This is a genomic window from Pseudoalteromonas sp. TB64, assembly GCF_000498095.1.
Lineage (GTDB): Bacteria > Pseudomonadota > Gammaproteobacteria > Enterobacterales > Alteromonadaceae > Pseudoalteromonas.
The window spans coordinates 1-23669 of sequence record NZ_AUTQ01000146.1; the positions used below are offsets into that span (position 1 = coordinate 1).

20 protein-coding genes and 1 pseudogene are annotated in these 23669 nt (G+C 38.8%); 2 read left to right on the plus strand and 19 right to left on the minus strand.

The window, feature by feature from the left end; translation table 11 throughout:
- Positions 1–242: 242 nt before the first annotated feature.
- Entirely contained in the window at positions 243–1964 is a 1722-nt protein-coding gene (gene dld, locus L647_RS0111825) for a D-lactate dehydrogenase (RefSeq protein WP_024611281.1), read from the minus strand.
- Complete coding sequence (locus tag L647_RS0111830) at positions 1961–3667, minus strand: L-lactate permease (protein ID WP_024611282.1); 1707 nt, start codon at positions 3665–3667, stop codon at positions 1961–1963. Before L647_RS0111830 ends, dld begins: the two co-directional genes overlap by 4 nt.
- A 198-nt stretch (positions 3668–3865) precedes the next feature.
- On the opposite strand from L647_RS0111830, the gene L647_RS0111835 reads away from it, so the two are divergent.
- Positions 3866–4771, plus strand: a complete 906-nt coding sequence (locus L647_RS0111835) for a LysR family transcriptional regulator (RefSeq protein WP_024611283.1) — start codon at positions 3866–3868, stop codon at positions 4769–4771.
- 21 nt (positions 4772–4792) lie between these two features.
- Here L647_RS0111835 and L647_RS0111840 read toward each other — a convergent pair whose 3' ends face one another.
- Both L647_RS0111840 and L647_RS0111845 read right to left on the minus strand, forming a co-directional pair.
- A complete protein-coding gene (locus L647_RS0111840; RefSeq protein WP_024611284.1) occupies positions 4793–5923 on the minus strand; it encodes a DcaP family trimeric outer membrane transporter in 1131 nt (376 codons plus the stop codon).
- Positions 5924–6139: 216 nt separating this feature from the next.
- Entirely contained in the window at positions 6140–7933 is a 1794-nt protein-coding gene (locus tag L647_RS0111845; protein WP_024611285.1) for a choice-of-anchor I family protein, read from the minus strand.
- Positions 7934–8132: 199 nt separating this feature from the next.
- On the opposite strand from L647_RS0111845, the pseudogene L647_RS01000000124115 reads away from it, so the two are divergent.
- Positions 8133–8513: pseudogene (locus tag L647_RS01000000124115) on the plus strand (LytTR family DNA-binding domain-containing protein); the annotation flags it as partial.
- 48 nt (positions 8514–8561) lie between these two features.
- Here L647_RS01000000124115 and glmU read toward each other — a convergent pair.
- The 15 genes from glmU to mioC all read right to left on the minus strand — a co-directional run bounded on the left by glmU (position 8562) and on the right by mioC (position 22452).
- A complete protein-coding gene (gene glmU / locus L647_RS0111855) occupies positions 8562–9920 on the minus strand; it encodes a bifunctional UDP-N-acetylglucosamine diphosphorylase/glucosamine-1-phosphate N-acetyltransferase GlmU (protein ID WP_024611286.1) in 1359 nt (452 codons plus the stop codon).
- Positions 9921–10229: 309 nt separating this feature from the next.
- Complete coding sequence (locus tag L647_RS0111860; protein ID WP_024611287.1) at positions 10230–10652, minus strand: F0F1 ATP synthase subunit epsilon; 423 nt, start codon at positions 10650–10652, stop codon at positions 10230–10232.
- Between the two features lie 13 nt (positions 10653–10665).
- Positions 10666–12051: a F0F1 ATP synthase subunit beta gene (gene atpD, locus L647_RS0111865; RefSeq protein WP_024611288.1), complete on the minus strand. Its 1386-nt coding sequence runs from the start codon at positions 12049–12051 to the stop codon at positions 10666–10668.
- 33 nt (positions 12052–12084) lie between these two features.
- Positions 12085–12945 (minus strand): F0F1 ATP synthase subunit gamma, encoded by an 861-nt coding sequence (gene atpG, locus L647_RS0111870; protein ID WP_024611289.1) that lies wholly within the window; start codon positions 12943–12945, stop codon positions 12085–12087.
- 60 nt (positions 12946–13005) lie between these two features.
- A complete protein-coding gene (gene atpA / locus L647_RS0111875; protein WP_024611290.1) occupies positions 13006–14547 on the minus strand; it encodes a F0F1 ATP synthase subunit alpha in 1542 nt (513 codons plus the stop codon).
- A 14-nt stretch (positions 14548–14561) separates the two neighbouring features.
- Positions 14562–15095 carry a F0F1 ATP synthase subunit delta gene (gene atpH / locus L647_RS0111880; protein WP_024611291.1) on the minus strand — a complete coding sequence of 178 codons (534 nt, stop codon included), beginning with the start codon at positions 15093–15095 and terminating at the stop codon, positions 14562–14564.
- A 16-nt stretch (positions 15096–15111) separates the two neighbouring features.
- On the minus strand, positions 15112–15582 hold the full coding sequence (gene atpF, locus L647_RS0111885) for a F0F1 ATP synthase subunit B (RefSeq protein WP_024611292.1): 471 nt from the start codon (positions 15580–15582) through the stop codon (positions 15112–15114).
- A gap of 41 nt (positions 15583–15623) precedes the next feature.
- Complete coding sequence (gene atpE, locus L647_RS0111890) at positions 15624–15857, minus strand: F0F1 ATP synthase subunit C (RefSeq protein WP_004335261.1); 234 nt, start codon at positions 15855–15857, stop codon at positions 15624–15626.
- A gap of 54 nt (positions 15858–15911) precedes the next feature.
- The gene (gene atpB / locus L647_RS0111895) at positions 15912–16769 is read right to left on the minus strand and encodes a F0F1 ATP synthase subunit A (protein ID WP_024611293.1); all 858 of its coding nucleotides are present in this window, start codon (positions 16767–16769) and stop codon (positions 15912–15914) included.
- Positions 16770–16784: 15 nt separating this feature from the next.
- Positions 16785–17165 (minus strand): ATP synthase subunit I, encoded by a 381-nt coding sequence (locus L647_RS0111900; RefSeq protein ID WP_024611294.1) that lies wholly within the window; start codon positions 17163–17165, stop codon positions 16785–16787.
- A 142-nt stretch (positions 17166–17307) separates the two neighbouring features.
- Positions 17308–18231 carry a ParB/RepB/Spo0J family partition protein gene (locus L647_RS0111905; RefSeq protein WP_024611295.1) on the minus strand — a complete coding sequence of 308 codons (924 nt, stop codon included), beginning with the start codon at positions 18229–18231 and terminating at the stop codon, positions 17308–17310.
- A gap of 20 nt (positions 18232–18251) precedes the next feature.
- Entirely contained in the window at positions 18252–19037 is a 786-nt protein-coding gene (locus L647_RS0111910; RefSeq protein ID WP_024611296.1) for a ParA family protein, read from the minus strand.
- Positions 19038–19051: 14 nt separating this feature from the next.
- Positions 19052–19672, minus strand: a complete 621-nt coding sequence (rsmG, locus tag L647_RS0111915) for a 16S rRNA (guanine(527)-N(7))-methyltransferase RsmG (protein ID WP_024611297.1) — start codon at positions 19670–19672, stop codon at positions 19052–19054.
- 15 nt (positions 19673–19687) lie between these two features.
- The gene (gene mnmG, locus L647_RS0111920) at positions 19688–21574 is read right to left on the minus strand and encodes a tRNA uridine-5-carboxymethylaminomethyl(34) synthesis enzyme MnmG (RefSeq protein ID WP_024611298.1); all 1887 of its coding nucleotides are present in this window, start codon (positions 21572–21574) and stop codon (positions 19688–19690) included.
- Positions 21575–22002: 428 nt separating this feature from the next.
- Positions 22003–22452: an FMN-binding protein MioC gene (gene mioC, locus L647_RS0111925; protein ID WP_024611299.1), complete on the minus strand. Its 450-nt coding sequence runs from the start codon at positions 22450–22452 to the stop codon at positions 22003–22005.
- Positions 22453–23669 lie beyond the last annotated feature (1217 nt).

The window sequence follows — 23669 nt, forward strand, 5'->3', positions numbered from 1 at the left end:
AGTAGTTCGCTCCTCGCTAGGCGTTGGCGTTTCCCGTCTCAGTGGGGTCGCATTATAGGGATAAACGAGTGAGGGTCAATACTTTATTTCAGCTTTTTGACAATTAAATGAATTTAGTATAAAAGCTATACAAATAAAGGGCTGCATAGGGTTTTATGCTCAAAAATCAGGCTGCATTTACAACAATAACGGTATTAAGCTATCTCTTCGTTTAAAAGCTCAATACCGTTATGCAATGTACGTTATAAACAACAAGAACAGTTGCGTTTATTTTTAGGCATTTTTCCTATACCTGGATTAAATGTATTAGTTGGATCTAGGCTTTTATAGAAATTTTGTAAATCAGGTTCAGCTTCGTATAAGTGTCCTACATTATGTTCAGCAGGATACTTAGCTCCTCTTTCATTAAGTAACTTCAGCATTTGCTTTTTAATAAGCTTGGCATCAGTTCCTTTTTTTAATATGTAGTCTTGATGAAAAACATAACAGAAGAAATGACCATAATAGAGTTTCTTTTCTATATGTTGGGAAATTTCGTTTGGTAGCGTTTCTAGCCAGTCGAGTTCGTTACGCGGAATAGCTATATCGAGCGCCAATATTTCGCCCACTTTTTTTTCATGAATAACTTCGTACCTTAGTGCAGCACCCGCAGCTGCAAAGCGATGTAAAAAAGCACTTTCTGACTCTTCCTTATTACACGTAAAATAGTTACCTGTATTTGATGCTTCAAAAAATGGCTTTAAAAAAGTTTGCGCTTCTTCTATACCATCATCACTCATTTTCATTATTAGGTGATGTTCATACTTATCTCTGTATTCGAGCATTCTTTTAGGTAAATGCTGAGGGAACACTTTAGCTATGAGCTGCATTGCTTTGTCGGTAAAGTGCTTTGGTACCCATGACAACTTATTAAGTCTTGAATCTATACGTCCTTTTATAGAAAACAATCTAGGTAATGCATCCGTCCCTAAGTGTTTAATGCTTAAAAAGGTATCTTTGCCATATTTAGCAGATACATCAAATATATCTCGATGCATATACTCGCCAACTTCAGGGGTGTTTTTAAACGTTAATAAGATTTGCTTTCTTAACTGAGCAAGCTCACTAACACTATTACTACCTATATAGAAGGTTTGCTCTTTTTCAGCTGTTGGATAGGTATCAAGACGTACTGCAAATACTGCAAGTTTACCTGCACAGCCACTAGCTTCATAAAGTCTTCGCTTATCGGCATTAAAACGACTTGGCGTACTAGCGTTAACATCTTTTACTCTTGCTATATATTCTCTATCGGATGCAAGCTTGTCGCTTACTGGTAATTTTGTTTTATCAAAATTGCCTGTTTGTAAGTTAGTTAGTATTTCTTCTGGGGAATTACCAAGCTCTACTTCAAGGTGATTAACTAGTATGAGCTCACCGTGTTCGTTTATTTGTGCAAATAAAGCAAGCTCAGTATAAGCAGGACCTCTTTTAACAAGTGCTCCACCAGAGTTATTAGAAACACCACCAATAATAGATGCACCTAAGGTAGAGGAACCAATTATAGAGTGAGGCGCTCTATTTACAGTATTAAGCTGGCTTTGAAGTTGATGCAAGGTAGCACCTGGTAAACTAATAACCTGCTCGTTATTATTAACCAAAAATAGTTGATCCATCGCTAATGTATTAATAACCACAACGGGTCTATCGTAATCATTCCCACTTGGGGTCGATCCTTCTGTTAACCCCGTTTTTGCTGCTTGCATTATTATAATGCAGTTGCCCTCAACGCAAACCTCTAAACTGCGCCAAATTTCCAATAAGCTTTGCGGAAACAAAACCGCTAAAGCGCTTCCGCCACCAGAACGCCAGCCCATTCTATANGTTAGTTTAGCTAAAACTTGATCTGAGCTAAGTACGTTTTGAGAAGTACTTTTTGATGTGAAAGTATTACAGCCCGAATCCTGTGTTTGCTTATTACTCATGATACTAAGGGTCCTTGAAAACCAAAAATGTAAATTGCGGTCATAGCGATTACGCCACTAAAAAGCACGTAATAAATTGTAGGTAAAATAGTGCGCCTAAGTGTCGCACCTTCCATACCAAGTAGACCAACTGTTGCAGAGGCAGCCACTACGTTATGTATTGCAATCATGTTACCTGCTGCAGCTCCTACCGCTTGAGATGCTATGACTAAAGAAGGTGAAATATGTAAGCTCATAGCTGCCTCATATTGAAATTGACTAAACATCATGTTGGACACTGTATTTGAACCCGCAATAAAAGCACCTAATGCACCGATTGTAGAACTAATTAATGGAAAAGCACTTCCAAAAACACCAGCAAACAACTCGGCACTCGCTACTGGCATACTCGCCATGTCTGATAAGTTAACACCAGAGTTAATAAATATCCTTACCATCGGAATAGTAAAAATAAGTACAAAGCCAGCACCTAATACCGTTTTACCTGATTCACTAAATGCATTTTTTAAGGCGCTAACTGGCTTTTTAGACTGAAGCCTCGCAGCACATAAAGCACTTATCAATAATAGCCCACCGGGTAAATATAAAGGGCTAAAACCAGCGCTAATATCAGCTTCACCTAAAAGTGATGAAAAATTTAGTGTCGCATCTGTAAGTAATGTTTTGAGCTCTACAAATACTCTTGAGCAAACAAGTAATAAAGCAACTAATAAATAAGGAAACCACGCCATAATAGGCGACATACTTTTGTTGCCAGATGTAGGTGTATTATTATCACTATCAACAACAAGCTTGCCAATCCACTCACTTGGCCAGTCTTTTTTTGGAGCAAAATCCCACGTTGTTTTTGGTATTAAAAAGCCTTTTTTAGCTGCGTTAATAACAATAGCAACACTGACCAAACCACCAATAAGAGCAGGAAACTCCGGACCGAGGTAAATACCTGTTAATGTATAGGGAATGGTAAATGCTAGCCCCGCAAAAATAGCGAATGGCCAAATAGCAAATCCTTCTTTCCAGCTTTTATTCTTACCAAAAAACCGAGTTAACATCATTACCATTAAAAGGGGCATGAATGTACCAATAACTCCATGAAGAATGGCTACTTGGCTGGTTATTAGCTGTAAAAAAGCATCCCATGACATACCTTCTTGCGCTAATTTAGCGCTAATTGCCGTTGTATCTAATCCTTTGCTTACACCTATAACAATAGGTGTACCCACAGCACCAAACGATACCGGCGTACTTTGGATCATCATACCCATTAAAACAGCACCCAGTGCAGGAAAGCCAATAGCAACCATTAATGGTGCGGCTATTGCTGCTGGCGTACCAAATCCTGATGCACCTTCAATGAAAGTACCGAAACACCATGCAATAATAATGGCTTGAACACGTCGATCTGGCGATACATTTGTAAAACCAGCACGAATAACCGCTATTGCGCCGGTATGTTTTAATGTATTAAGTAAAAACAGGGCACCAAACACAATCCATAACACTGAGACTGTGATCACAAACCCCTGAATAATTGATGATGAAACCCGATTAAGGGTCATATCCCATATAAAAATAGCAATTGCAGCAGTAACCGCGAGCACTATTGGCATTGTTTTTTTTGCAGACCATTGCAGACCTATTAGCAAAATACCACTGAGAACAATTGGCAGTAATGCCAATAATCCATATATTGTTTGACTCAAAATTGTATCCTCTTTTTGTTGTGTGTGTGACTGCCCTGTTAAAACCATTTAGAGTTTATTTTTATGATTTTATTGCGACCAAGACAGATTTAATACACTCTACTCCTTGTAAATAAATTGATATATTGCATGTAAAGGCAATCTTATTTTCCTTTTTTGCCATAATAACAAGCGCATTACACTAATTGGGGAACAAGTATGGCAAAGGCAGATGACATGGTTTTATTTGTCCAAGTTGTTGATGATGGGTCATTTTCTAAAGTAGCAGAGAAGCTTTCATTAACTAATTCAGTCGTAAGTAAGCGTATTGCAAGATTAGAAGAAAGCTTAAATGCCCAACTTCTTTACAGAACGACCAGAAAGCTCAGCCTTACCGATGCAGGAAGAACGCTTTATAACAAAGCTAAAATTGTTAAATTTGCATTTCAAGAAGCCGAAAATGCCGTAACTGGTTACGGTGATGACATGAAAGGCAATATAAGAATAACAATGCCCGTTGTATCAGCCAATTTAGCATTGAGTGAGTCGATTGCTGAATTTTGTAAAAAGCACCCTGAAATATCCGTAGATTTACAAGTTACGAATAGATTAGTTGATTTAATTGAGGAAGGTTATGATCTTGCTATTAGAACAGCCGAACTTGAAGACTCATCACTCATTGCAAGGCGACTAATAGATAGCCAATGGGTAATATGTGCCACACCAAACTATTTAAAACAATACGGTGTACCGCAAACCCCTGAACAACTACAAAGCCATGAGTGCTTAGTATATAAGTTCGATAATACCTGTAACGACATATGGCCATTGTATATTGATGAAGCGGAGCAACTACTTCCCATACATGGTCGCTTTCATAGTAACCATCTCAGTGCAATTAAACGAGCCGCGCTTAGCGACTTAGGTATTGCTTTTTTACCGCAAGCTCTCGTTTATCAAGAACTACAAAAAAATACGTTAACGCAGATTTTGCAAAGCTTTACACGAAAGAAGATGGGGATGTATGCGGTTTACCCTAAAGTAAGGCAACCTGATCAAAAATTAAAACTGCTTGTTGAGCATTTACGAGAATCGTTACATAAAAAACAGGCGTATTACTGTTAAATAACACGCCTATTATTTATATTAAAAACTATATTTAGCAGAAAGCTGAAAGTAGTTAGAGCTGATACTGTCAATATTTTCATCATTAATCTTATATTGCCCAAGCTCAATACCCGCATTAAGATCGTCTGTTATGTTTGTTATTAAGTTGACTCCCCAATGAGCCCGATCCTTTTCAATTATATCCGTTTTAGCCGCACCATAAAAAGCGGTTGAACGCCAAGCTCCTGTCCAAAAATGTTTATAGGCAACAGTAAATGCAGTCGTTTTTTCTACTTCCACTTCATCGCGCTCGTTAACTACAATATCGTTTGTTAATCCTGCAGCAGCATAACGACCAGGTTCTCCTACACTAACTTGAAAGCGAAAATCATCTTTACCAAACGTTTTAATTTTGCCCGAAAAGTTACCAGCAAGTGCTGTTTTATCTATGCCACCCTGATCAACCTTTCTTAATAAAGCACCAATAGATAATTCCCCCCACTCTTTTTTATAATTATAACGCGCAACAAAATCGGGAATTGATTCGTCTTTATCGGCTTGTGCCCCAGAAACACCAACCGCACTTGACGCAGTACCGTTGTCACCGTCGCCGTTTGTTTCTGGGTTTTCAATAGCGAACTGCCAGCCACCATGACTGTACCTTATTTGCGTTTGCCTAATAAACACTTCGCCTACGTGCGGACCACCAAAGTCTAATGTTTCAGGCAATGCAGCTAAAGGCATAAAGGTTGACCATGTTTGCCCTGCTAACCAATCTTTGTATTGAATATAAAAATGACGTAAACGATCGTTTGACGAATTACTAACAACTTCGTTTCCGCCACCGCCGTAAAAATCCACCTCAACAAACCCAATGACATCGCCGCGTTGTATTTTTAAATTAAGCCTTGATTCCTTAACATTAAACCCTGTGTGCGACGTATCAACGGCTTCACCTTCAGGAAAATTACCTATCCAGTAATCCTGATAAGCAATATCACCAGATACATGACGAACATCTACTTTTGCGTAGCCACCAAGTTCTACTTTTGTTTTTTTAGAACCAGTATCTATATTTGCTAATTCAATACTCGCTAAACTTAAGTTAGAGTAACCTAGTAATATAATTGAAAGCGCAGCGGAAATTAAGTGTGGTTTTGTGTGTGTCATAGATAGCCTTTGTGTGTTTTATTTTTAGAGCTCTCAATTTAGAGAGTAAAAGGCTGTTTAAAAAGTATGAAAAAAGCGAATCACTTGTTCCATAGTTAACATAATAAAACCAAAAATTAACGCGATATAAACACATAAAGGCTTAGGTTAAAAAATTTAGTGGATCAACTTCACTGTGTAAGTCGATCCAAGTTTACTTTAGCTAAACTAACCTTTTTAACTCGCTGCAATTTCCCATACCACAATAGAACCAGATATTTCATTCCCAACGATTAAAAGTGCATTTCCTGTTGCGCTTTGCTCTGCTGGAACGAATACCATCCCTTCAGGTGCTAAATCGCCTGTAATATTAGCGCCTTTAATTAAGCCCCTATTGTAGAAGTAGTCTTCAAATTGCACATTGTATGGATTAGTAATGTCGTAAACCATAATGCCGCCCATACGCTCTAAACCAATAAAGGCAAATGTACGATCGCCAATTTCACCAATAGTCAGCGCTTCGGGCTCTGCGCCTTTATCATCTGAGCGAGAATCACCTTTGTTTTCATCTTCATCATTATTAAATGATTCACCATGCACAGATGCTGTTATACGTGCTATATCGTCACCTGAATCAAAAACCACCAGCGCGTTGCTATCCCTAATAGTAAACGAACGTGCACCATAAGCATAAAGCGATTCGTATTGTCCATCGTTGTTGGTATCGCCTTTTATTGTTGTTACTTTTAAGCGACCAATATCATCATCGTCATTATTTAAATAATCAAAGTTACTAGCAAGCGTTAGATCTTCAACGCGGCTTTCATCTATATAAGCTAAGCAGCCATCGTCTTCATCGTAATCAAGTCCGCCCTTTGCTATACAGTCTGCTTCATTCGTTGTATCAAAAAAGTATTCTCTTGCGTCACCTTCGTTGGCAGTGACTATAAAGTTAGCGCCTTTCCAACTAAAGCTTGAGATAGTGTCGGGCTGGTACATACCATAGAGCCCTGGATATGATTTAAAATTAACGCCGCCATCTTTATCTGAGGCATCAAGTTGTAAGCTTGACCAATCTTTAAAGCCTAAGCCCTTTAGCTCAAAGCTGTTGTCTTGTAGGTTAACTATTGCAAGTGCATTATTTTCTTGAATAGATACATAAGCGTATTTGTTATCTTTAGAAATGCTAACGTACTCGGGCTCTAAATCCATAGCCACAGTTGTATTTATTAGATTACCGTTAATAGTACGACCATTTGGGTTTGCAAAAACTACCCCTTGCGTTTCTAGATCGGCTTGTTTGTTGTTATAGGCTTTAAAATCAATATTTATTGCCGTATCGGCTATTACATTATTTGTTATATCGATAATACTAATAGAACCTTCAGGATCTACGCTGTAGTCGCCACTTGGTTCACCTTCGTTAGCAACCACTGCCTTTGCGCCATCATGGGTGAACGTCACCATGTCTGGTAAAAATCCGACCGTTACATTTTTAATAAATACAGGTGAGTCGCCGCTTATATCGTAAAAAGCAATTTGACCTGCATCACCCGTGCTTTCAGCAGCCATTGCAACCGCTAGTAAATGATTGTTTTCATCAATAGCAATGCTGTTTGCATCGCCTTGGGTGTGCTCGTTTAAAGGCAACGTAATGACCGAGGTTAAGTTTGTGGCGTTTATAACCCCTTCGTTATCTTTAACGAGTGCGGCAGTATCAAAGGTGTCGGCGGGTAAAATATTAACAACAGCGTCATCGCCTGAACTGTTAATAGCGTAAATCCATTTTTTAGATGTTTGATATGCAACTATTTCAGCTGCACCTTCTGGGCTTTGTGCATTTAATACACCTCTACCCACAAGGTTAATGTTTAATGCTGAGTTTGCATTTATACCATTTAACCCGTTAGTTCCATCTGTGCCTTGTTCTCCCTGTAATCCTTGAGAGCCGTTTTGACCATCGTCACCATCAAGTGAGCAACCCGTAAAAACAGATATAAGTGAAAGCGCAATAATTGATCTTTTAAACATGTAATTTTCCTTAGTATTGTATTTGCTAAATATCAACACACAGGCATGACAAGATTATGGCAGTTTTAATACAACCCCTTACCCTAAGTAATTAACTTATATGCTAGCGAAGTTATTAAAATTAAAGTGACCGTATAGCCAATCGTTTTTACAGTCGAGGAATAATCTCGTTTAATTGCAACTCCTAGCAAAGGTCTAAGTATATCAATATATGGTGCAGCAACTACTAGGTGAAGCCGCTTCAATTGAAGAAAGTGAGCAGCAAACAATATCGACCATAAATCGCTTATTAGTTAAAAAGCTCGGAAAGGAATTCATTATAAAAATAGAGGATGTTGATTGGCTTGAATCGTCGGGTAATTATGTAAACCTACATATAGGCTCACGTATATATCCTTTAAGGGCAACGCTTACAGCATTAAGTAAACAACTTGAAGTGCAGGGGTTTTGTAGAATTCACCGCAGCTATGGCGTAAAACTCGATAAAGTGGAGTCCATTACACCACTCCCCAGTGGCGACAGCGAAATAAAACTAACAACAGGTAAAGTACTTAATCTATCTAGACGCTATAAAGAGTAATTTAAACTTCAGTTAAAATAAAAAAGGCTACCTAAGTAGCCTCTATTGTTATTTTTTAACTGGGCGTTTCCAACCTGTTAAATTACGCTGTTTAGAGCGTGCTATTGCTAATTGGTCATCTTCAACGGTACTGGTGATCACAGAGCCGGCACCAACAGTTGCCATTGCACCAATGTTTACTGGGGCAACGAGTGATGAATTAGAACCAATAAAAGCATTATCGCCAATAATGGTTTTTGCTTTGTTAACGCCATCATAGTTACAAGTAATAGTACCAGCGCCAATATTCACTTTTTCGCCAATTTCAGCATCACCTAAGTAACTTAAATGGTTAGCTTTAGAGCCTTTGCCTAAACGGGTTTTTTTCATCTCAACAAAGTTACCAATGTGCGAGTCTTCTTCCATTACAGCGCCTGGGCGAAGGCGAGCATAAGGACCAAGCGTACATTTATCTGCAACTGTGGCATCTTCAATTAGGGTATTAGCTTTAATAATAACGTTATCGCCAATGCTACAATTTTTAAGTACACAGTTAGGACCAATTTGTACGTTGTTACCAAGCGTGACTGTGCCTTCAAAAATAACGTTTACATCGATAAGTATATCTTCACCGGTGGTAACTGTTCCACGCACATCAATACGCGCAGGATCAGCAAGTGTTGCACCATTTAACATTAGCTCTTCTGCTTGCCATGCTTGGTAAGCGCGCTCTAAGCCTGCAAGTTGTACGCGGTTATTTGCGCCCTCAACTTCCATTGCATGGTCTGGCTGAGCTGAAGTAATTTCTACGCCTTCACTATGAGCCATTGCAACGATATCTGTTAAGTAGTACTCGCCTTGTGCATTATTGTTAGATAAGTTACCTAACCATGTTTTTAATAGCTTACCGTTAACAGCCATAATACCGGTGTTTACTTCGTTGATTAGTAACTGCTCTGGGCTTGAATCTTTTTGCTCAACAATACCGACTAACTTACCGTCAACACGAAGCATTCGACCATAGCCATTTGGGTTTACCAAATTTACGGTTAATACAGCTAAACCATTTTTAGGTGTTGCAGCTAATAAACGCTCTAATGTTGATTGTTTTGTTAGTGGTACATCACCGTATAAAATTAATACCGTGTCTTCATCATTAACATGAGAGTTGGCTTGCGCTACTGCGTGACCAGTACCAAGTTGTTCAGCTTGAAGTACCCAATTTACATTGTTATCGGCAAGTTCTTGTTGTAATAGTTCGCCGCCGTGTCCGTAAACTAGATTAGTAGTTGTAGCACCTAATGCCATTGCGTTATCAATAACATGCTGCACCATAGGCTTATCAGCAATTTTATGAAGTACTTTAGGGAGTGCAGAGCGCATACGAGTACCTTTACCCGCAGCAAGAATTACCGTTGTTAATGCCATTAAAACAATTTCCTTTTTCCGTTGTTTTAGTTAAATAAGAGTCGTTTTACTAGCCAGTAAGACTACGTAAATCACTTCCTGTGCAAATACCCAGTAGTTTAAGTTTTAACTACTGAATCTTAACTGAAACCAATATTCACTCGACTGTATTACGTTATTGTAACGAGGATTGAGCAAGGATATAAGTCAAAAAAAGCTTATAGCAGCTATAAAGGTGAATTATATTTATATTACCAATAATAATATTCTGATAAATATTACAGGCACAAAAAAGCCCACATAAAGTGGGCTTTTAAAAACCGAGTAGGCTTACTTATTACGTAATAACTGAATAACACGTAACTGAGCAACTGCTTCTGCCAGTTGCGTTGCCGCTTGTTGATAATCAAACTCAACAGCTGACGAATTCGCCATATGTTCTTCAGCTTCACGTTTAGCTTTTTGTACTGAATCTTCATCTAAATCTTCACCACGAATCGCAGTATCTGCAAGAATCGTGATGTGATTTGGTTGAACTTCTAATGTACCGCCAGCAACGTATATCACATCTTCGTGACCAAATTGCTTAACTAAACGTACCATACCAGGTTTAAGGGCAGTTAGTAGTGGAGCATGACCTAGGTTTACACCTAGTTCGCCTTCACTACCAGATACTTGAATCGATTCAACAAGACCAGAGAACAAGCTCTGCTCTGCGCTTACTACGTCAAGATGTACAGTCATAGCTGTCATACTACCCTCCTAGTTACATGCCTTTGGCTTTTTCTTGAGCTTCTTCAATAGAGCCAACCATGTAGAACGCTTGCTCTGGAAGGTCATCAAACTCGCCGTTTAAAATGCCTTTAAAGCCAGCAATTGTATCTTTTAGTGATACGTATTTACCAGACGCGCCTGTAAACACCTCTGCCACGAAGAATGGCTGAGATAGGAAACGTTGGATTTTACGTGCACGAGATACAAGTTGCTTATCTTCGTCAGAAAGCTCGTCCATACCTAGGATTGCAATGATGTCTTTAAGTTCTTTGTAACGCTGAAGAACTGTTTGAACGCCACGTGCTGTATCGTAGTGCTCTTGACCAATTACTTGTGGGTCAAGTTGACGTGAAGATGAATCAAGTGGGTCTACCGCTGGGTAGATACCAAGTGATGCGATATCACGTGAAAGTACTACTGTTGCGTCTAAGTGAGCAAAGGTAGTTGCTGGAGATGGATCCGTTAAATCATCCGCAGGTACGTATACCGCTTGGATTGATGTAATTGAACCAGTCTTAGTAGAAGCGATACGCTCTTGAAGCACACCCATTTCTTCAGCAAGTGTAGGCTGGTAACCTACCGCTGATGGCATACGACCAAGAAGTGCAGATACTTCTGTACCAGCAAGTGTATAACGGTAAATGTTATCTACGAAGAAAAGTACATCGCGACCTTCATCACGGAACTTTTCAGCCATAGTAAGACCAGTTAACGCTACGCGTAAACGGTTACCTGGAGGCTCGTTCATCTGACCGTATACAAGCGATACTTTATCAAGTACGTTTGAATCGTTCATCTCATGGTAGAAATCGTTACCCTCACGTGTACGCTCACCAACACCTGCGAATACTGAGTAGCCGCTGTGCTCGATTGCGATGTTACGGATAAGTTCCATCATGTTTACAGTTTTACCAACACCGGCACCACCGAATAAACCAACTTTACCACCTTTAGCAAACGGACATACAAGGTCGATAACCTTGATACCAGTTTCTAAAAGTTCAACTGAACTTGATTGCTCTTCGTATGAAGGCGCTGCACGGTGAATAGACATACGGTCTTCTTCGCCGATTGGACCCGCTTCATCGATTGGCTCACCAAGTACGTTCATGATACGACCAAGTGTTGCTTTACCAACTGGAACTTGAATCGATTCACCTGTATTCATAACTAAAGCACTACGACGTAAACCATCAGTAGTACCCATAGCGATAGTACGCACTACACCGCCACCTAGCTGTTGCTGGACTTCTAGAGTCAAACCAGCTAAATCGCCATCTGTTACTCTTAGTGCGTGGTATACCGCTGGCACGCTATCTTGTGGAAATTCAATATCCACAACGGCGCCGATAATTTGGACGACCTTACCTAAACTCATGTCTATTCCTCTCGTTAATCTTTACCCGAAGCATTAAACTGCTGCTGAGCCAGAACAAATCTCACTAATTTCTTGTGTGATTGCTGCTTGGCGAGCCTTGTTATAAACAAGCTGTAGCTCGTCCATAAGGTCACCTGCGTTATCAGTTGCAGCTTTCATTGCAACCATACGAGCAGCCTGTTCAGAGGCAGCATTTTCTACCACACCTTGGTATGCTTGAGACTCAATAAAGCGTACTAACAAAGACTCTAAAATAGCCTCTGGGTTTGGCTCGTATAAGTAATCCCATGTGTGAGCAGATACTTCTTCTTCAGCTTTTGGCAAAGGGAGTAACTGATCTATAATTGGCTCTTGCTTCATGGTATTAACGAATTTGTTATATACCAAGAATAAACGGTCTATTTTGCCTTCAGAAAATGCATCAAGCATTATTTTTACAGGACCAATAACGTCTTGTACTGAAGGTTTATCTCCTAGGCCCGCTTTTTTAGCGAGTAGTTGACCACCGAAACGTTGAAAGAAACCAGCTGCTTTACTACCTAAAGTAGCAAATTCAGCATCAACACCTTTTTCTTTCCACGCTTTAACATCAAGTGCAACTTTCTTAAACTCGTTTGAGTTTAGACCGCCACACAGACCACGGTCTGTAGAGATAACAATATAACCAACTCGTTTCACTTCACGTTCTTTTAAAAACGGGTGAGTAAAATCAAGATTTGCTTGAGCAACACGACCAATTACTTCACGTAATTTGTCAGCGTATGGACGGCTTGAAGCAACGCGTTCTTGCGCCCTTTTCATTTTAGACGCAGCAACCATTTCCATTGCGCTAGTGATCTTTTGAGTATTTTTAATACTCCCGATCTTGCTTTTAATCTCTTTTCCGCTAGCCATGACTCTCTCTCCGAATCAAGGTGTGCTTTAGAAAACTAAAGCGCACCATTAATAACTAAATTACCAAGTTTGCGTAGATTTGAACTTCGTTAGAAGTTCTTTAAGCTGCGCTTCGATCTCGGCATTCAAGTTACCAGTTTCATTGATTTGAGCCACAAGCTCTGCGTATGTGCTACTTGCATAAGAAAGTAAAGCAGCTTCAAAGTCACCGATTTTCGCGATTTCGATATCTTGAAGGAAGCCTTTTTCAGCAGCAAATAACGACAAAGACATATCAGCAACAGACATTGGCGCGTACTGTTTCTGCTTCATTAGCTCTGTTACACGCTCACCATGCTCAAGTTGAGCACGAGTTGCATCGTCAAGGTCAGACGCGAACTGCGAGAACGCAGCTAGTTCACGGTACTGAGCTAGGGCTAGACGAATACCGCCACCCAGTTTCTTAACGATTTTTGTTTGTGCAGCACCACCAACACGAGATACCGAAATACCAGCATTTACTGCCGGACGGATACCTGAGTTGAATAAGTCAGTTTCTAAGAAGATCTGACCATCGGTGATAGAGATAACGTTAGTCGGTACGAACGCAGAAACGTCGCCGCCTTGAGTTTCAATGATTGGCAATGCCGTCAATGAACCAGTTTTACCTTTCACTTCACCATTGGTGAACTTTTCAACGTAATCTGCGTTTACACGCGATGCACGTTCTAAAAGACGAGAGTGAAGATAGAATACGTCACCTGGGTATGCTTCACGGCCTGGTGGACGCTTAAGTAGCAATGAAATTTGACGATAAGCAACTGCTTGCTTAGACAAATCATCATATACGATTAATGCGTTTTCACCACGGTCACGGAAGTATTCACCCATAGTACAGCCCGCGAACGGTGCTAAGTACTGAAGTGCCGCAGATTCAGAAGCAGATGCAACAACTACGATAGTATTTGCTAGTGCACCATGCTCTTCTAATTTACGAACTACGTTTGCAATAGTAGACGCTTTTTGACCAATCGCAACGTACACACACTTAACGCCTGTGTCTTTTTGATTGATGATTGCATCGATTGCTAGAGCAGTTTTACCTGTTTGGCGGTCACCAATGATAAGTTCACGTTGACCACGACCAACTGGAATCATCGCATCAATAGATTTATAACCAGTTTGAACTGGCTCATCTACAGATTTACGCTCGATTACACCTGGTGCAATTTTTTCTACAGGTTCAAACCCGTCATTATCTAGAGCGCCTTTACCATCGATTGGTGCACCTAGTGTGTTTACAACACGACCAAGTAGACCAGGACCAACAGGAACTTCTAAAATACGACCAGTTGTATATACTTTTACGCCTTCAGTAAGGTCAGCGTAAGGACCCATTACTACTGCACCAATTGAGTCACGCTCAAGGTTTAGTGCGATAGCATAACGGCTGCCAGGAAGCTCAATCATTTCACCTTGCATACAGTCAGCAAGACCGTGGATGCGGATGATACCGTCAGTAACAGATACGATAGTACCTTCGTTACGAGCTTCACTTACAACTTCGAACTTCTCAATACGTTGTTTGATCAGATCTGAAATTTCAGTGGAATTAAGTTGCATGCTCTTTTTCCCAATTACGATTGTAGTGTTGTGGCTAAGCGGTTTAATTTACCGCGAATAGTGCCGTCGATTACAGTGTCACCAGACCTAATAATAAGTCCACCAACAACTGACGCGTCTTCACTACAATTCAGCTTAACTTTGCGTGCGAAACGTTTTTCAAGTACCGCTACCAATGACTCTTGTTGCGCAGCAACAAGAGGGGTTGCAGAAATCACATCAACTTCGATTTCTTTATCGTATTCTGCTTTAAATTCAGCAAATAACTGTGCAACCTCAGGTAGAGCGATCAAACGTCCATTTTCAGCCATCACCTTAACTAGGTTCTGACCTTGTTCGTTGAGCTGCTCAGCACAAAGTTGAATAAATAATTCAGCTTGTGCAGTAGCAGTAGGCATACCGGCTAAAATCGAAGATGCCTGCTCATTGCTGGCTACATGGCCAGCAAAGAACAACATATCGTTCCAACTTTCAAGAGTGCCTTTTTCAACGGCAAGTTCAAAAGCCGCTTTAGCGTATGGGCGAGCGATAGTAGTCAATTTAGACATGCTCATACCCTCCTAATTACAGCTCAGCGACAAGTTTTTCAACGATGTCACTATGTGCGGCTTGATTAATTTCACGCTCTAAAATACGTTCTGCGCCAATCACTGCTAGAGTTGCTACTTGCTTACGTAGCTCTTCTGTTACACGATTACGTTCAGACTCAATTTCAGAGTGCCCTTGAGCAATGATATTTTCACGCTCTTGTTGACCACGAAGTGTTTCTTCGTCAACAATTAGCACTGCACGTTTTTTAGCTTGATCAATGATATCAGCCGCTTGAGCTTTTGCATCTTTAAGCTGTTCAGCAGCTTTCTTTTGCGCAAGTTCTAAGTCTTTTTCGGCTCTATCAGAGGCAGCTAAACCATCTTCGATTTTTTTCTGGCGAGCTTCAATTGCACCGTTTAGTGGTGGCCATACGTATTTCATACAAAATAATACGAACACCGTAAACGCAATCAATTCACCGATAAGAGTGGCGTTTAAATTCACAACCGCTCCTCCTTAAATAGTAAGCTGTTCAAAAAATAAAATTAAAGTACGAACAACAATACCATAGCGATACCAACACCAATCATTGCTACAGCATCGATTAGACCAGCAAGAATAAACATCTTAACTTGTAGCGAAGGTGCAAGCTCAGGTTGACGCGCACATGCTTCAAGGAATTTACCGCCCATGTTACCAAAACCAATTGCTGTGCCGATTGCACCAAAGCCGATTAGTAAAGCTACTGCGATGTATTTAAGACCTAATACTAGTTCCATTTTTTTCTCCAAAGTTTCAATTGTAAAGTAAAAGTAAAATTGTAAATCTAAAAATTAGTGATTATCTGAGCTTGCCATGCTTAGGTATACAATTGTCAGCATCATAAATAAGAATGCTTGTAATGTAATAACTAATATGTGGAATACTCCCCACACAAAATGCAATGGTAATTGCAGAAATCCAATAGCGCCGATCAAGATGAAAATCAACTCACCTGCATATAAGTTACCAAACAAACGTAGTGCTAATGAAAACGGTTTAGAAACGAGTGCTATCAGTTCAAGTAATAAGTTAAATGGTATCAAAATAATTTGAACGAACACGTTATTTGAGTTGAACGGATGAAGCGTTAACTCTTTAATAAACCCGCCAATACCTTTTATTTTGATTGAAAAGCCAACCATTAGTATAAATACACCCAGCGCTAGCGCTGAAGTCATATTAATGTCAGTCGTTGGTACAATTTTCATGTACACATCGTGTGAATCCATACCAAATGCAGTCTCACCAACGAAACCTGCAAATGCTGGAAGGAAATCAACTGGTATTAAATCCATTAAGTTCATTAAGAACACCCAAACGAAAATCGTTAAGGCTAATGGTGCAATAAGCTTGCTTTTACCATGGAAAGTATCGCGTACGTTGTCGCCAACAAATTCTACGATTATTTCAATAAAGCATTGAAATTTTCCAGGTACACCTAGTGTTGATTTTTTAGCGGCACTACGAAAGATCCATAAAAATATAAGACCTAAACCGATAGACCATGCGAGGGTATCTATATGCCATGTCCAGAATCCACTGTCCGTACATGCTTTATTGAAGGCAAGACCTGTATCGGTCGAGCACATCTTAGCATTGGTCAAATGGTGCTGGATATGGCCAGATAGAGTAACTTCTTCTGCTGCCATGTTATATCCCAAAAGTTAATGTTTAAAAAAAACGGGTGCAAACAATCCAGTAAATAGCGCAAGTATATAAGTACTAAAAAAAGGTAATAATATTACCGGAAACGACTTTAGAACCAGCGCAAACAATATGATTGTTAGCATAAATTTTAATCCGTTGCCGCGCTTTAACGAGGCATACGCTTGATTTGCTCGACTAGCACCCATATATCTGAATGCATAGAGCGCAAATACAAAGTGTGGAAGTACTGCAACAACTCCACCAGCAAGTGATGAAAGTGCGGCATTGACTCCCGAACTTAAAAAAATAATTACAGCAGCAATTAATGCTACAACACCCTGAAGGCAAATTAACTTTAATACGGCAAGTCTATATGGACTCGCTAACTTATTAGTCACGGTTAGTTAACCTTTATTGCGTTCTAATTGTTAGGGTGTGAAAACTGGCGAAATTATACTTAATCCTGCCAGTTTTGCAACTTGAGTAGACGTTTTGTAACACGAAATAGTTACAAATGTCTCTTTTTAGACATGTATAAAACTAATGGTGGGTATTGTCTTGATTAATGCGGTTTAAAATGCCGTCAAGTTCGTCTAAATTGGTATAAGAAATAACAAGCTTACCTTTGCCTTTTTTATTGTAATTTATTTCTACTTTGGCACCTAAATTTTCAGCTAGTTGTTGCTCTAACTGTTTAACATCTGGGTCTTTTTCTGTTATTTCTTTCGCTGGCACAGGTTCTAGAATTGAGCGAACTAGCTTTTCGGTTTCACGAACAGTAAGTGCTTTAGCAACAGCTAAACGAGCCGCATCTGATTGTGCCTCACCTTCAAGAGCCAATAAACAACGAGCATGCCCCATTTCGATGTCACCATGTTCTAACAGAATTTTTACATCACTATTTAAATTATTTAACCGTAGTAAATTAGTCACCGTTGTTCGTGATTTACCTACCGCATCGGCTACTTGCTGATGTGTTAGCTCAAATTCTATAAGTAAACGATTAAGTGCAACGGCTTCTTCCATTGCATTTAAATCTTCACGTTGAATATTTTCAATTAATGCAATTGCAACAGCGGCTTCATCTGGCACGTCTTTAATAATACACGGTACAGTATCAAGTTTAGCTATTTGCGCTGCACGCCAACGACGTTCACCAGCAATAATTTCAAAACTATTGTGTGCCACTGGGCGAACAACTATTGGCTGAATAATACCTTGAGAGCGAATAGAGCTTGCTAGTTCTTCAAGCGCCTCTTCAGACATATCTTTACGAGGCTGGTATTTACCCGAATGTAAAAACTCGATAGGAAGCTTTTGCAATTCACTATTATTAGCTGCAGCTTTTTGCATAGCTTCAGTCACGTTTGATGTGTCTTGTTCCTTGCTTACGCTTGGTGCAGGTTTTGACGAACTTAAAAGCGCATCGAGTCCTCGGCCTAGACCTCGTTTTTTAGCAGACATGTTATTTTTTTACCTCAAAGTTAGGCGACAACGGACGCTGTTTTTTCTTTTCTGCGTAACATTTCGCCAGCAAGTGCTAAATAAGCTTTAGCGCCACTTGATGCCCGGTCATAGTACATAGCAGGAGTACCAAAACTTGGTGCTTCCGCTAAACGTACATTACGTGGGATTACAGTACGGTATACTTTATCACCAAAATGTTGTTTTAGTTGTTCTGACACATCATTTGCTAATCGATTACGCGGATCGTACATAGTACGAAGTATGCCTTCGATTTGTAATTTAGGATTAACTAATCTAGCAAGTTGTGTAATCGTATCCATTAATGCAGTTAACCCTTCTAATGCATAATACTCGCATTGCATTGGCACTAAAATAGAATCAGCAGCAGCCATTGCATTTACAGTTAACATATTTAGAGAAGGTGGGCAGTCAATAAAAATAAATTCGTACTGGTCCTGAATTTTTTCGAGCGCATTGCGAAGACGTACTTCACGGGCAAATAACTCCATCAATTTAACTTCTGCAGCGGTTACATCACCGTTTGCAGCTATCATGTGGTATTCACCTGATGTCTCTTTAATAATAACGTCTTCGATAGGCTTATCTTCAATAAGTAAGTCATAAATAGTTGGCACATCACCATACTTATCTACGCCGCTACCCATAGTTGCATTACCTTGCGGGTCTAGATCAATTAACAGCACTTTACGTTTCGTTGCAGCCATAGACGCAGCGAGGTTAACAGCAGTTGTAGTTTTACCCACTCCGCCTTTTTGATTTGCTAATGCGATGACTTTTGCCACAGTGTCTCTGATCCCTAGTCTTTAGAAAGAATAATTAAATGTCGTTGTGCATCTAATTTAGGTACTTCTAATGCAATTTTTTTCTCAAACTTAATGCCTTCAGGTAGCGACTCTAGCTCTTCACTAGGGAATATACCTTTGAGGGCTATAAATTTACCTGAATTATCAATTAAGTGTGAACACCATTTTACCATGTCTTGCAAAGAGGCAAATGCACGACTTAGTACGCCGTCTAATTTAACACTTGGTTGATATTCTTCAACTCTTGACTGCACAGGGGTGACGTTATCAAGTCCAAGCTCATGTTTCACGTGCATTAAAAATCGAACACGTTTGCCTAAACTATCCAATAGCACAAAATGCGTATCAGGTAATGCAATAGCTAATACAATGCCTGGTAAGCCAGGACCCGTACCAACATCAATATAATGATGACCGGGTAAATGAGGTGCAACAACTAAACTATCCATAATATGCTTAATCATCATTTCTTCAGGTAAGCGTACTGAGGTTAAATTATAAGCTTTGTTCCATTTATCTAATAACTCGACGTAACGAACCAGCTGCTGCTGTTGTTTTTCTGTTAGCGCAATATCAGTTTGCGCTAACAATGTAGTTAATTGTTGCTTTAACACTATGTACCCTTACTGTTACGCAGATTTGCGCAACAAGCCTTGCTTCTTCAGATACACTAATAATAGCGAAATCGCCGCTGGGGTGATACCAGAAATACGCGATGCTTGACCAATAGTGTCAGGACGAGACTCAATAAGCTTGGCAACTACCTCATTTGACAAACCAGATACGGTTTTATAATCAAACTCTTTAGGTAAAATAGTCTCTTCATGACGAAGCTGTTTATTGATCTCATCTTGTTGGCGCGCAATATAACCAGCGTACTTAGTATGGATCTCAACTTGCTCTAATGCTGCTTTATTTGTAAATTCAGATCCTAAACCTTCAATAGCCATAAGATCGTTATAACGAACTTCAGGGCGACGAAGAAGTTCTTCTAAACTAGCTTCACGTGTTAATGGTGTTTTTAATAATGCGTTAACTTGATCTACAACGGCATGATCTTTATGGATCCAAGTATCTTTAATGCGTTGTTTCTCTTTTTCAACTACTTCCATTTTTTCGTTAAATGCCTGCCAACGTTCATCGTTAACTAGTCCTAGTTCACGACCTTTTTCAGTTAAGCGAATATCTGCATTATCTTCACGAAGTAATAAACGGTATTCAGCACGGCTGGTAAACATTCGGTACGGTTCTTTTGTACCCAGTGTTGCTAAGTCGTCGATTAATACACCCACATAAGCTTCATCACGACGTGGTGTCCAAGAATCTTTACCTTGTACTTTTAACGCTGCATTCATGCCTGCAATTAAGCCCTGCGCACCAGCTTCTTCATAACCGGTAGTACCATTAATTTGACCAGCAAAAAATAAGCCTTCAATAAATTTAGTTTCTAAAGACTGTTTTAAATCACGTGGGTCAAAGTAATCATATTCAATTGCATAACCAGGTCGACAAATATGTGCATTTTCAAAACCAGTAATCGACTGCACAATTTCAAGTTGTACGTCAAATGGTAAACTAGTAGAAATACCATTCGGATATAATTCGTATGATGTTAAACCTTCTGGTTCAACAAAAATTTGATGTTTATCCTTATCAGCAAAACGAACAATCTTATCTTCAATTGAAGGGCAGTAACGTGGACCAATACCTTCAATTACACCCGAGTACATAGGTGAGCGATGTAAATTTTTACGAATAACATCGTGTGTTTTTTCGTTTGTGTAAGTGATGTAACACGGTATTTGTTGTGGGTGATCAGCTTGCTTACCCATAAATGAAAATACAGGGGTAGGTGTATCACCTGGTTGTGCTTCCATTTTAGTAAAATCAACAGTACGTGCATCAATACGTGGTGGAGTACCCGTTTTTAAACGATCTACTCTAAACGGATGTTCGCGTAAGCGATCAGCTAAGGCAATCGAAGGAGGATCTCCTGCACGACCACCTTTGTAGTTTTCTAATCCAATATGAATTAAACCACCTAAAAAAGTACCTACTGTCAAAACTACGCTTGGGGCGCTAAAACGTAAACCCATCTGAGTAACTACGCCTGTAACACGATCGTTTTCAACAATAAGATCATCACACGATTGTTGAAAAATCTTTAAGTTTTCTTGGTTTTGTAACGTTGTTTGAATAGCCGCTTTGTACAAAGCGCGATCAGCCTGTGCTCGAGTTGCACGAACAGCTGGTCCTTTAGAAGAATTTAACGTACGAAATTGGATCCCGCCTTTATCAATGGCCTGTGCCATTGCACCGCCTAGCGCATCAATTTCTTTAACCAAATGACCTTTGCCAATGCCACCAATTGCTGGGTTACAAGACATCTGACCAAGGGTATCCATATTGTGAGTTAGCAGCAGGGTATTCATTCCNCGAGCAGCTGCTAATGCGGCTTCAGTGCCAGCATGTCCACCACCGACTACGATAACGTCAAAATTTTCGTGAAAAATCATTTATGGGATCCTACTTAAATCAAACCAGTAAACTTCAAAGGGGAGCGTATTCTACCTAGAAATTAGCAGAAGATAAATGATTAAACAGTGCTCAAGATCTAAGTGGGTGATCTCTAATAATATAAAGGATCTTTTAAAGAGATCTTTTATTACTATTACTACTACTGATCGACTTTTCTGTTGATAAGGTTTAGATCTTTATTTAAAACATGAAATTAGATCAGATCTAAAGGTGTTAATATGATCGGATCATCAGGCGAATAAGCTCTGATCAAAAAGGCACTTTATGCACAGGCCTACATCAGTCGGATCTTATCCCATGGATAAGCATGCTTTAAAAAACAGTTTAAACATTAGTTATCCACAAAACTTATTAAATTATTAGTAAATTGTGGGTAACTTTATTAATGTTTTTTAGCTTGATCTCTCTATTTTAAACCTGTTTTAGCTATCCAAGAGTCTAACCAAGCTAAAGCAGTGTCTTCTGGAAGCGCTTCATCAGTAATATTAAGCTCTAACCGTTCTGCTACTCTTATTGCTTTTTTATCTGTTAATAACGCATCTATATTGCGCCCAGCAAGGTTATAAGTGTCATAACTGGTATCACCTAAGGCAATGACTGAATATTTTAAATTAGATAAATCATCAGTTTGAGCTAAATCATCAACAAAGTTAATGAGGTTCTCAGGATAATCACCTGCGCCATAAGTAGAGGTACAAATTAACCAAATCGTATTGTGTTGATCAATATCACTAAACACTGGTTGATCATGTAGTTGTGTATCAATACCTTGATTATTTAGCTCGTCACTTAGTTGCTCTGCAACATACTCGGCTGATCCCATTTGACTACCAACGATAATATTTACTGAACTCATGAATATTAGTGATCACATTAGTTTTAATTAACGCATATGATAACTGAGTGAGCATAACAGTAAAGTTAAGACTGCTTTTTTGTATAACTAATTTTGCTGTAAATTTATACTAACGCATATAAAGCTATTTAAGTTATTGATTAAATTGAGGTTAACAATTTATATTTAAATGTAATCTTCTGATCAACTTGTTGATAAGGTTGGGGAAAGCTTTGCTTAAGTTGATTATTTAATTGCTTTTTTATTTCTAAGTTATTGATTTTATAGATAGGAAAGTGCAAGGGATGATAGTATTTTATTTTTAATCACCTGTTGATCATAATGTGGATATAAAGCTTGTTGATAACTCTAAATTTAGATCCAAAATAATTTTATTAAATGATCTAAAAAGGTAGATCTAATGAAATTAATTTAAAATAGGCTGATAAACAGATCAATTAATATTGATCGTGAGCTTTTTATGACCTAGTTACCTAATTTTGTCATTTATTTTAGCTAAAAATTAGCAATTGTGGATAAGTGATCGAGATATTTTTAATTTAATGCATATTTAGATCACTTATTTTTATGTATTTTAGTAAGTGAATTGAAAAAAACGACTTTGTAAGTGTTATTTTCGATTTCAAATATTGCTATATTTTTCCTAGATACGCTAAATTAAACTTTGTATTTGTCCAATTAGAATAAAAATACAGCTCAAAAACTCTTTTTTTGTTTCGTAGATAAGTTGTTTATTATCCAAAATTTAGGTTAATTTATGCTTTTACACAGATAAACAAAGTGACAAATACTCAGATATTTATGCATTATTAGGCTAAAAAAAGCATAAAACACACGGTTTTAATTGATGAAATGAACTGTTTTTTAATCAATAAAGAAGGCAGTTTACTAAAAAATATCAGTTTAAAAGCTCTTATATCATCACAAAAGCAACTAGGTGAAGTGCTTAAAAGCTAAATAATATATTTAAAATTTTAAACTTTGGAGACATTTTTGAAGTTTTATGAGGCGGTTCTCAAACCTGAAGATAGTTTATTAAAAAAGTTATTTATTATATTTCCTAGATTCAAATTGTAAGTGCATAACTTGTTTTGGCTAGATTAAGTGGTCAGTTGCTCATAAGCTAACTGCTTTTTCTCCGGCAAGAGATTTTACAATGAGACATTACAAACAACTGACCTATGCGCAAAGATGCCAGATCGCCGTTCTAAAGAAAA